The sequence below is a fragment of the Paraburkholderia sp. EG286A genome, assembly GCF_040965375.1.
Classification (GTDB): Bacteria; Pseudomonadota; Gammaproteobacteria; order Burkholderiales; family Burkholderiaceae; genus Paraburkholderia.
Map to the genome: position 1 here is coordinate 82,912 of NZ_JBFRCB010000015.1, position 10,395 is coordinate 93,306.

General features: G+C 53.8%; 10 protein-coding genes. 6 read left to right on the plus strand and 4 right to left on the minus strand.

Annotation, left to right across the window (positions count from 1 at the left end; translation table 11 throughout):
• Positions 1-79: 79 nt before the first annotated feature.
• Entirely contained in the window at positions 80-700 is a 621-nt protein-coding gene (locus tag AB4Y35_RS39880; RefSeq protein WP_368708654.1) for a recombinase family protein, read from the minus strand.
• Between the two features lie 239 nt (positions 701-939).
• Between AB4Y35_RS39880 and AB4Y35_RS39885 the strand changes: the two genes are divergently transcribed.
• From AB4Y35_RS39885 to AB4Y35_RS39900, 4 genes are all read left to right on the plus strand, one after another.
• Entirely contained in the window at positions 940-2,019 is a 1,080-nt protein-coding gene (locus AB4Y35_RS39885) for an ATP/GTP-binding protein (protein WP_368708655.1), read from the plus strand.
• Positions 2,004-2,669 (plus strand): DUF3226 domain-containing protein, encoded by a 666-nt coding sequence (locus AB4Y35_RS39890; protein ID WP_368708656.1) that lies wholly within the window; start codon positions 2,004-2,006, stop codon positions 2,667-2,669. Before AB4Y35_RS39885 ends, AB4Y35_RS39890 begins: the two co-directional genes overlap by 16 nt.
• Positions 2,670-3,146: 477 nt before the next feature.
• On the plus strand, positions 3,147-3,953 hold the full coding sequence (locus AB4Y35_RS39895) for a hypothetical protein (RefSeq protein ID WP_368708657.1): 807 nt from the start codon (positions 3,147-3,149) through the stop codon (positions 3,951-3,953).
• Positions 3,954-4,046: 93 nt separating this feature from the next.
• The gene (locus AB4Y35_RS39900; protein ID WP_368708658.1) at positions 4,047-4,823 is read left to right on the plus strand and encodes a hypothetical protein; all 777 of its coding nucleotides are present in this window, start codon (positions 4,047-4,049) and stop codon (positions 4,821-4,823) included.
• A gap of 226 nt (positions 4,824-5,049) precedes the next feature.
• Here AB4Y35_RS39900 and AB4Y35_RS39905 read toward each other — a convergent pair whose 3' ends face one another.
• Positions 5,050-5,202, minus strand: coding sequence for a hypothetical protein (locus AB4Y35_RS39905; RefSeq protein WP_368708659.1), 153 nt, complete (start codon positions 5,200-5,202; stop codon positions 5,050-5,052).
• Between the two features lie 1,144 nt (positions 5,203-6,346).
• Here AB4Y35_RS39905 and AB4Y35_RS39910 point away from each other — a divergent pair.
• Both AB4Y35_RS39910 and AB4Y35_RS39915 read left to right on the plus strand, forming a co-directional pair.
• The gene (locus AB4Y35_RS39910; protein WP_368708660.1) at positions 6,347-6,793 is read left to right on the plus strand and encodes a hypothetical protein; all 447 of its coding nucleotides are present in this window, start codon (positions 6,347-6,349) and stop codon (positions 6,791-6,793) included.
• 805 nt (positions 6,794-7,598) lie between these two features.
• On the plus strand, positions 7,599-7,910 hold the full coding sequence (locus tag AB4Y35_RS39915; protein ID WP_368708661.1) for an H-NS family nucleoid-associated regulatory protein: 312 nt from the start codon (positions 7,599-7,601) through the stop codon (positions 7,908-7,910).
• A 111-nt stretch (positions 7,911-8,021) separates the two neighbouring features.
• On the opposite strand, the gene AB4Y35_RS39920 is transcribed toward AB4Y35_RS39915, so the two are convergent.
• Entirely contained in the window at positions 8,022-8,549 is a 528-nt protein-coding gene (locus AB4Y35_RS39920) for a hypothetical protein (protein WP_368708662.1), read from the minus strand.
• A 318-nt stretch (positions 8,550-8,867) separates the two neighbouring features.
• On the minus strand, positions 8,868-9,485 hold the full coding sequence (locus AB4Y35_RS39925) for a PolC-type DNA polymerase III (protein WP_368708663.1): 618 nt from the start codon (positions 9,483-9,485) through the stop codon (positions 8,868-8,870).
• Positions 9,486-10,395 lie beyond the last annotated feature (910 nt).

Sequence of the window (10,395 nt, forward strand, 5' to 3'; positions counted from 1 at the left end):
GGCTGAAAAATACCCCCTGGTCCCCTCGTGGCTAGCGACGAATGTTGTCGTCACAACGCCGCGGTCTGCCGTGGCAACACTACTGTCTGGCAAGCTCCTTTGACACGGATGAAATCGTGGCCCGAGAGCATTCGAGATTGGTTTGAATCCACTGCCAAGACATTCCCTTGTCCAGTGCCTGCCGGATCGCGGCGCGCTTTGCGGTATCGACCGCACGGCCCTTGTACGCGCCTGCTGCCTTAGCGTTAGCTATACCTTCGGCCTGTCGGCGGCGACGGTCCCCGTAGTCTTTGCGGGCGACCGCCGCAAGCATGTCCAGAAGCATCCCATTCACAGCGCCCATCATGCGCCGCATGAACTCGCCGGACTCGTCGCGCTTCAACAGCGTCCATGATGTCGGCAGGTCCTGAGCCACGATCAGCACGCCCCGCGCTTCAATGTCGGCCCGCAGCTTCAGCCAGTCCGCCTCGTTTAGCCGAGAGAGTCGGTCAACCTGCTCCAGAAGTAGCACGTCCCCGGATTCGCAGTCATCCAGCAGTCGGAATAGCTCCGGGCGCGTCAGGCTCGCGCCTGACTCATTCTCCCAATACCAAGCCGCAACCCGGACGCCGTGGTCCTTGGCAAACGCCTGCAATGCGCCCTTGGCTCGCTGTGCGTCCTGCTCGTCGGTTGATGCTCTCATATAGGCACGAATGTGCATGGCATTGGTTCCGGTACTGTTAGGGTTATTTAATAGTACTGGTACCGTTAGAGTGGGTCAAGCTCGTATTTCAGTACCGAAATCGAGCGGTCGCTTCAGGCATACCCAAATTGAACCGGCTTGGCTGGCCCGACCGCGCTGACGCCGGTGGTCTGCACCTCACTTTATGCGTTGCGGTTAGCGACTGCGAATCCGGTAGCTGTATGATTTGTGCAAATAGGAGATCGGGGGAATCGCACGTGCTACGCAGCGTAACTATTGAACACTACAAAGGCATAAAGAAACTCAATGTGGAGCGGTTAGCCCCGTTTACATTGGTTGGCGGCCGCAATGACATCGGCAAATCCAGTTTTCTGGAAGCGATCTTCCTTTTCTTTGACCGTCAGAATGCGGCTGCGCTTATATCGCACCTTGGATGGCGCAATGCGGGCCCGGTCGATGCTACGCCTGAAACAATATGGTCACCTGCGTTCCACAACATGGACACAGAGACACCAATCGTCATTACAACTGTTGATCAGAGCAACATTACGAGCGACGTACGGTATCGTTTTATCAAGAATCACAGGTTCCAGCAGAACTTCCAGCCGTTCTCAATTAGTGCGCCTGAGAAGCCTACGCTGCAAACACAACCTACCGGACAAGCCGCTATAGGAGTGCTGGCGAAGCAGGGAAGCCAAACTCTCCAGGACACGTATACCTCAGTTGGCATTGGAGGGGTGACACAATCAGGAGCGGTCCAGCGGTCCGAAAATCGTCAAGCAATTTATTTGAGCTCCTCCCGTGTAATCGATACTGGTGCAGCAGCGAGATTGAGCCGGCTGATTTCGGAAAACAATGAGAAGCAGATAATCGACGCGGCTCAAATAATTAATCCCCGTATTAAGAGTCTTAACGTCGGCGCGGTGATGAGCGGGTCGCCCTTTATCATGGCTCAAGTGGAAGGTCTGCCGAAATGGGTGCCATTGTCGTTCCTCGGCGCTGGTATTGGCATCGTGGTCAATATTGCACTAGCGGTTGCCACGGTTCCAAATGGCACCGTGCTGATTGACGAGATGGAGATTGGAATTCACCACTCCGCATTGTCATCTGTGGTTTCAGCAATAAGTGATATTGCGTACAAAAATAAGACGCAAATCATCGCGAGCACACATAGTTACGAGTTCATCAAATCAGCATTTAACGCATTCAAAGAAAAGAAGCCCGATATATTCACGTATCTCAGACTTGAGCGAAATAAACAAGACGACGTAGTGGCCAAAGTATACCCAAGCGACGCACTTGAGTTCACGCTTGAGAGTGAATGGGAAATCCGCTGATGATGAAAGAAATAAAAAAGCCCAAGCTATTATTAGTCGAGGGGCTGGATGAGATAGCGTTTATGGGTGCCATTTTCAAAGCGATGGACATAGACGATATCCAATTGTGGGACGCAAAAGGTAAAACGAATATACATAGCTCACTAGGTGCAGTGCGGCTCTTGCCAGGTTTCGAAGCGGTGACATCAATTGGCGTCATCCGGGACGCCGACGACAACGCGAAAGGTGCATTCGATAGCGTCAAGGCGAGCTTGGCAACCCACGGCTACCCCGTACCGCAACAAGTCGGGGAGAACGCTGAAAAGAATGGACTCGCGGCGAGTGTTTTCATCGTCCCCGGAGAGGACGTCCCCGGAATGCTGGAAACACTGGTCTGGCAATCGTTCGAAAACGAGCAAATTGCTGGGGAGGTCAGAGGATTTATCGAGCGATGTAGTGACTTACTACCCGAGGAACAACATGGCGAGCAACGCGCCGCGGGGCCCGGTGGTTGGCGTAAACCCCGCAGCCCTGAGAAGGCAAGGATGCAGGCGTTTTTAGCAACGATGATTGAAGCCCGTCCCCGAATGGGAATGGGAGCGGAAAAGGGTTACTTTGATCTAACTAATGGGTGCTTCGCGGCACTACGCGGATATATAGCCAAGTTGTGAGGCCCGGCTATGGCCGGCGCTTCATTTTTTCGTGCCCTCCAGCGCTTCTACGGCGAGTTCGAACACCTCCGCGACCTTGAGACCGGACGCGTCTGCTAGGGCATAGAAACGCTCTACGAACTCCGCCGCCGCCCGACCTCAACAGTTAGCTTGCAGGTTGCAGCGTTGCGGCGCTCGAAGGTTTCAACAACCTTAGCGTGACGCTGTGTCCGGGATTACAGGGTCAACTCCAATCAGCGCCGATGTCTTGTGAGATCTGATTGATAGGAGCTATGACCTATTAAGTTAGGTCGAAATATGCCGATAATATGAGATTAGACGAGCACGGGTAGCTCATCCATATGTCGAACGCCATCCGAACAAAAAATACGATATGCGTCGGTCGGAGTGCGGGCTGATATCAAGACAGTGTCAATGCGCTTTACGCCTACGTCGAGTGCAATATTGGCGCGTTAGAAACCGCTTGGATAAACAACCATGAGTCAACGCCCCGGAAAAGAAGGGACCCTTCAAGCTAGCATCATTCAGGCAGTAACTTGGTATTTTAGGCTCTATACAGATATAGATCTGCGATTTGACCAACCGACTTCCGGGCAGCAGGGGACAAATCTAGAATCGGGCAGGGGAAAGCCGTACGATTTGGGAGTTTTCTATGACGGATCCACAGTTCTGTTGCTCGAAATAAAAGACCGGCAAGACGATGACTCATTTGATGAGGAAAATGAGTTACAACAAAAAACTCTGAAATCGCTCTGGAATCAGGGCGTCGAAGTTTGGTATGCGTACAATAGCTGGAACTGGAGTGAAAATCCGGCGCCGCAGCCCGCTATTGTCTTGGGAGACACACACGCACTCGCACCGCATGATTTCAGTAACCCGCTTGCTGAAAACGGAGCACCCCCGGCGACCCAGTTGCAGGATCTTCTTGAGAGAGCAGCAGGCGCTCGTCGTTCCAATGCACGCCTTGCGGATCTTCTTGAAAGGGATCCAGCGGCATTTGATTTCGTAAATAATAGAACATTAATAATACTTGTCAATATAGACGAGAAGAAGTTCAAACTATTGGCGTCTGCGTCGCAGCTTAGATTCGCAAAAAAATACTTTGATACTCATGCTAGTCAGCGTGAGAAGCTTCTTAAGCGATTAAACTCAATCGATGATCAATTTGGTCTTTGGTTGGCGAAATTTATGTTCCACACAAGGGATATTTCCGATGGAATAGCCATTCGGAGAGATTCACCGGAGGAGCCAGGCGACGACGCTCCAAATGATTTCGAGTTCTAACGAGCCGATTCAGGCGAATCGGTTCATTGACATGCATTGATGTGTCAAGATTTTGTGTTTTTGTCCGTGTAAGTACTTGCAGAATCAACCGATATGAATAATCGACAACCTCTTCCGCATGATCCGCTTCCGGATGGCGCAAGTGCCTTTCTGATGACGGCGCGATGGAATATTGAAGACCACATCATAAGCAACGATGGAGCATTTCCACCAGCAATGTTTGCCAAGTTCAGTGGGCTCAGCGTATGGGCGGAAAGTAAGGGGCTGACGATCCGAAGCCTAGATGGGCACACACTGGACAACGCGTGCTTGGTGGTCAACGAAGAATACGGGGAGGAGCGATACGAAGCTGTCTGGGTCCGAGTCCGCTACCGGCGATATCGCGATGCTATGGAAGTGCATATAAGGCGATGCTTTATCCCTCGTGGAACGATTGGGCCGAATGGGATAGAACGCCACGATCCGCTACCAGAACATGTCGCGAGAATGGATCTCGCCCTAAAACATATACACGGTGATCATGTAATCAACGTCGGCAGGTTGAAAACACACCATTCAGAAGGATGGGTGATGTTGTTGCCCGTTATCAAAGAGTCGAATTCAGGTTACGGCTCTAAAATTGAACGGCGGTTGGACATCATAGATAGACACGTAATGCGCGTTGATGTGGACGAGATTATTTTGCTTAAGCTGTACGGTGGTACTAAACCGCCTCAAGATAGGGAGAGTCTCGATAAAATTATGTCGATGCTCCACGGATCTATTCTGAATTTCCCGCATAAGCAACGCATTCTTGAATCTGCAAAAAAGAGATATCTTGAAATGGTTCCACTCGCAAATGAATCACGATATCCATCTGACGGTTCGTGATGAAATATTGAAGGGAGCCAACGCTTGCATGTGTTGGCTCTCATCAGCGCCGAAATTCGTGTCCGCGCCCCATGAATGGAAATTATCGTTGCTTTGCTCCCTGTTGTATCTAAACAGTCAATTGGCCAAAGTCTCGATCTAGCAGGTTTTTGAAACCCCCAAAGACGCATGCGCGTGAGATCGGAAACGCCTCGCTCGGCAACGGGGCGTATCCGACTTGAAGCTTTTACGCCTGCCCGCAAGTTTCCTTCACGTTCCCGCGTGCGAGCCTGATACCCGGCTTGGATTGCAGCGCAAGCCCGTGCTTACCATTGTGCGTCGCGCACATCGGTGCGATATAGCTCTTGCCCTTTTGGTTTTCCACCTTGTGGAGTTCCACGTGCGCTCCAACAGTGGCGGTCTCGTTGCACCCTGAGACCGTGCAGAGCGGCGCAGTGGATGCGCCAGTGTATTTCTTCCAATGGTCCAGCCACGCGCCGCAGCCGCAGGAACGATCTGTGGTTCCGACTTGGTTGCGAAGTGAGTTCCCCGCCAGCAGGGAGGATCAGAGGTTTTGGAGAGTTTTGGAAAGATTCAATATCTCTGCTGGCAGGCGAGCGACAGACAGAGCCGTTTTTGCGGTCGAGCGTGGAAATTTCGAATCTAATTTTCGCTGCTCGAAATATATAAATTCGCCGCCGCCGTTGCGGGCGGGGGAGGTCGTGAGACGCGATAGCGCGAATGATTACGCCGCTTCGGTTAGTACGTTGTCGCGACGCGCGATCAGGTCATTGAGTACGGATTGCCACTCGTCGAAATTGGCCTGTGCCTTGGCGCGTTGCTCGTCAGTTGTCGCTCCCTTCAGCTTCGCACGCGCCTTGCTGCGGTTGACATGGGCGCACTGAATTTCCCTATCGATCGGCCTTGCCAGGTTACGACGGCCGCAATCCGATCCCCAGATGGATTCCCGGATTGCTGGTCATGCTGACGTTGAAAGCACCGCGCCTTCGGGCTGGCGCCCTACGCAGCGCACCGCTTTCGGCAGTAGCTCGCTTCGCTCGCTCTGAGCAAGTGAGGAATAGGGAAAAGAGGGCCGTCTTGGGCTGAAGGGGCCGTTCCGCTGCGCTCTACGTCTCCGACTGCCCATACTGGCCAGGAACAGCTCCGGGAGCCTGCTACTCAGGGGGTGGGAACGAAGCGCCTGGACGGTTGGTGGGTGGGCGCACATTGGGGCGCTTTTTCAGCGCCCGAATCCAAGGCATACAAGCGAAAATGACAGCGCCGTGGTGTTCTGGCTGTCTTTGATGCACGCGAACCGGCTGATACACTGAGCACGCGCCCAATGCAATGAGGCGGATAACAACATCGGGGAAAAAAATGGCAAAGCGCCGTTATCGCAGAAAGAGCCATCTGGCAGCGTACATCAACAGTCGCAGCGAAGGGGAGCAGATGGTATGGAGGATACTCGTTATTGTCGCCTTCGTATTCTCGATGGTTATGGTTTTCCTGAAGTGAAAGCCTGACGACAAGCAACAGGGAAAACAATGAAAAGCATCATTCGCGCCGCCGCACTCGCGGGGGCCATCGCGCTTACGGGCTGCGCATCCGAACCAATGTCGCTAACATCAGCAACCAAGGCTCCCAGCGAACGCGTAACGGCGTACCAGACCGTACCGCCAGGCATTGACTCCGGTATGCTTGTCATCACGCGTGATTCGGGCTTCACTGGCGGCGCATGCTTCTATGCCGTCTCAATCAATGGCAAGCTTGCTGCGCGCCTCGATACAGGGGAAACCGCGCGCTTCATCGTCCCGGCCGGAGAAGTCCTGTTGCGTTCTGGGCGCGACCCGCAAGGCAAGGGCCTTTGCTCGCTTGTGAAAGGCGAATGGACCCAGCGCGAAACCGCGCTCAAGCCTGGTGAAACGAAGTTGTTCAGGTTGTCGATTGACATGAATGGCAAGACGGACATACAGCGCGCTGACGACGAATGAAAAGAACCCGCACCTGGCGCGGGGCGCGCGAAGCCGTCAGCGGGGCATTTCTGTATCGCCGCTTCGATAAGCTATCGGGGCTTCACTTAACTCGTAGCATCACAAGCTTGCCTATGCGGTAGATTGCCAGTTCGCCAGCCTCGTTTCGCAGCACGACGTTCCTATAGTGACCGTCGCTCACAACTTCGGATAGATTGGCGGACGGAGGATGGTATATCCAGCCACGCTGTTCGCATTGGTCCTTGTATAGACGCGCTGCGTGTTCGATATATTCACGGTCGGTCACGAAGCGTTCTCCACGATTTACCCAGAAGACTAAAACGCCGTGGCTAGCCTTCTCATTGACGGGGCGTGCCGCCGCACCATTGGCATTGCCGCCGCAGTTGAGGCGAACTATGTGTGCGTATTCAACGGGGCGTTACAGGCAAAGTCCGGTCATGATCAAACCGAGGACAAGAATCGCGGCGCTTAGGAGTAGGGTGGCAAGGATGGCGACAGGTCGCGGGAGCATGACTTTTATGTCTGTCTTTACGTAAAACAATGCTACGTGAACATTTCCTCTACAACTGTCAACGATTGTTAGATTGGGCCGTGCTGCGCGGGCGAATCAACGTGGTAGCCTTTCCTGGCGGATGGGCACGGCATTCTTTTGAGGCGCGACCGTCGCGCGCATTCCCTTCCCGCAGTCTCATGTGCGAAGTGCTCGTTCTGTCCGAGGCTGGAGTTACATGACGGGTACTGGCGCAAGTTTATAATTTTGACCTGTAGCGCTTTAGCTACTGGACCAATCAAACCGGGGGACGGAATGGCAGTTGTTAGAGAAGCGGGTTACCGCGAGCTTATGGCGCAACGCGAGGAATTGGAAGCAAAGATTCGAGAAGCACAGGAAACGGAAATTCCCGCCGTCCTGGAGCAGATTCGCAAGCTTGTTGACGATTACGGGTTGCACGAAATCGTTCAAATCCGGACGGTTCGCGCGAAATCTGCGGGTACGGCAAGGGGGCCTGTTGAAGCTAAGTACGCTGATCCGGTATCAGGCGCAACGTGGAGCGGTCGCGGTAGGGCTCCGGCGTGGATCGCTGGAAAGGATCGAACGAAATTGCTGATCGCTGGCTGATTCCCGGTCGTGGGGATAACACGAACGAAAAAAGCGCCCAAGGCGTGAGCCAAGGGCGCTTTTGAGAACAGCTATGGAAATCCGTTTGTAGTGAAGCGGGCGCGGTTATCCCTACTTGAGGCGTTCTGAGTGAGATCCTCCCAAATTTTTGCAATCCTGGCATGGGTGCAGATAGGTTGTATTGCTCGTACCGATCACAACGTAGCCTTCTATTTCGTTATCCGGGAAGCCGATTACGCAAAGACTTCCTATTTTTTTGCCAAGCTTGACTATCTCGGAGAGAATTTTTGGTTCAGCGCAGCTTGGTCGCTTGCAGTGCTGCTTAACCAGAGAAATGTCTGTGCAAAGCCGCAACGATACTTTCTCGAATCCTTGCTGCATGCGTTTTTCGATTGCGCTGTATCCCCCCTTTATTTTTTCGGTCAGGCCGCTTAGAAGGCCTGCTGACAAGGCCACGTAAACGGTGGTGATCTTCGTGCCCTGCGGGGTCGCGACGGCTATTATGCCCTTGTCCTGTACACCCAATTCTTGTATAAAATCCAAAATCTTGAGCGCATATGCTTCCGTCACGCTTGTCGGGGGAGGAAATGGAGCATACGTTTCATTGAGCTTGATAGTTAAATATGAGTCATCGGCCATAAAAGCCTCCCAATCGGATTTTTGAGTCCAAGATTGTCGCTTCTCACATCGCAATGCCGTGGCGTTTGCGGTCAAGCCCCTAGCCGCAACTAGGCGGATACCGGAACCGCCATATATACGCTTGCCGACCCTCGGCGCTTGCTAGATGAGAGTGTAGTCGCCGAAAGCGTCATATTCCCAAGAAAATTTCCAAGAAGGAAGTCAACGGCGCCTATTTACGCGTTTCGCATAATCTCGACATTTAGGCGTGCCATCGCGCATTACGTTCGTAAGCGTGTCCTCAGTTCCGTGGAGAGTTCGCCGTTGAATTTGGCTACTTTAGTGCCCACCATTAGGCAGCGAGCCCAGAAATGTCGCGACCTTCGCCTTGCTGGTTTTCTGCAATCGAGCCATGAGGGCGTGATCGATTCGCTTCAGCCCGTAAGTTTGAGCGATGTCGTGCTGCAATCGGCACCATAGATGGCTGGCGACCTCAGCGTCGACCATCGCCCGATGAGCACGACCCGATTCCGGTAACCGAAGCATCTCCGCCAAACTAGACAGGCGGTGACTCTGGGCGCGTGGGTAGATCCGCCTGGCGACGAGCATCGTGCAGGCAAATGAATGCTCCGCTGGCACTCCAAGAAGCCCCAGTTCTGCCTGCCAAAACCGCTTGTCGAAACCGGCGTTGTGGGCAACGACGGGATGGTTTCCAACGAACGCTGCCGCTTCCCTCATGATTTTCGATACAGGAGGAGCCGACGCGATCATGTCGTTCGTGATGCCGGTGAGAGCAACGACATCGGACGGGATGCGCCGTCCTGCGTTCATCAAGCTCTGGTAACGATCAACAATCTGGCCGTCACGCAGGAGGATGACAGCAATCTCGGTAGCGCGGTCGCCCAGATTCGGCGAAAGCCCGGTTGTTTCGAAGTCGAGTACCGCAACGGTTTGCATGTTTCTTTCGTTCTCTAATCAGTTGATGCCGTACTACGCACGCTTCCCCAAGCCTGGCGAGCCGCCCAGGCAAGACGCCCATATTCCGATGCCTGGCTGCATGGAGAACACCCTTGTACGAAGTCACATGGAGCGCTTCGTTTTTTCTTGCCGTCAGGCTGATAACACGCCCGTTCGCCAACCCACGACACACTCGGAGGCTGGATTTTCAGGGTATTCGCGGCGCCGCGCCCGGATCCGGATGCGTTGATTGAAGGGCGTATTCTACGCCTCGTGAACCGCCATTTTTTATATCGGCTCTAGCGCCGTCGCGAGTTACCAGGGCGAACGCGGAGGGTCGACAGATGCAAACGCCTGGACTGACGCGAAGCTCAGGAGCCGCGCTTTCATCGCACTGGAGTTGACGATTGCGGGTTCACTGGCACCGGGCAAGCCGACGGGTTCAGCGGAGGGCGGGGCGCGGGACCGCATCCGGCAATTTTTGAAATCGCGCAGTTTAATAGATAAATGGATGTCTTAGGATAAGAAGACTTATCTTTACAGCCGCATTGCGCGATGACTTGGGGCGCCACTATGATTCAGGCGGCAATTCTGACCAGCATCCTGCTCGATATGAATCTCCACTTCAAATTCGTAGCCCTCGCGCTGCCGGTCAGAGTCGCTTGCGCCGCCCGTCGCGGCGCTCGTGGCTGCGTATTGACCCATGAGCTGAGCCCAGCCCAGCCGCTCGACCGGGCGCGACGTCTGTCCCTGCACGGCTCGCCGCGGGCAGGATTGCCTCATGGGGTATTCGTCCTTTTCGTGAATTTTCTGGCGGTAACGGCGTTAGAAGCCGCTTGCAGCTAGGCTGAGCGGCCTCACACGCTTTTGCAACTTGACGGTTTTTCAACTGGTTGATCTGAAAGCGTTT

Bases quoted from the DNA above. Each gene is read 5' to 3' on its own strand.
- AB4Y35_RS39900 (WP_368708658.1), top strand. From the start codon at position 4,047: ATGAATAATCGACAACCTCTTCCGCATGATCCGCTTCCGGATGGCGCA.
- AB4Y35_RS39890 (WP_368708656.1), top strand. From the start codon at position 2,004: ATGGGAAATCCGCTGATGATGAAAGAAATAAAAAAGCCCAAGCTATTA.
- AB4Y35_RS39895 (WP_368708657.1), top strand. From the start codon at position 3,147: ATGAGTCAACGCCCCGGAAAAGAAGGGACCCTTCAAGCTAGCATCATT.
- AB4Y35_RS39910 (WP_368708660.1), top strand. From the start codon at position 6,347: ATGAAAAGCATCATTCGCGCCGCCGCACTCGCGGGGGCCATCGCGCTT.
- AB4Y35_RS39915 (WP_368708661.1), top strand. From the start codon at position 7,599: ATGGCAGTTGTTAGAGAAGCGGGTTACCGCGAGCTTATGGCGCAACGC.
- AB4Y35_RS39925 (WP_368708663.1), bottom strand. From the start codon at position 9,485: ATGCAAACCGTTGCGGTACTCGACTTCGAAACAACCGGGCTTTCGCCG.
- AB4Y35_RS39920 (WP_368708662.1), bottom strand. From the start codon at position 8,549: ATGGCCGATGACTCATATTTAACTATCAAGCTCAATGAAACGTATGCT.
- AB4Y35_RS39880 (WP_368708654.1), bottom strand. From the start codon at position 700: ATGCACATTCGTGCCTATATGAGAGCATCAACCGACGAGCAGGACGCA.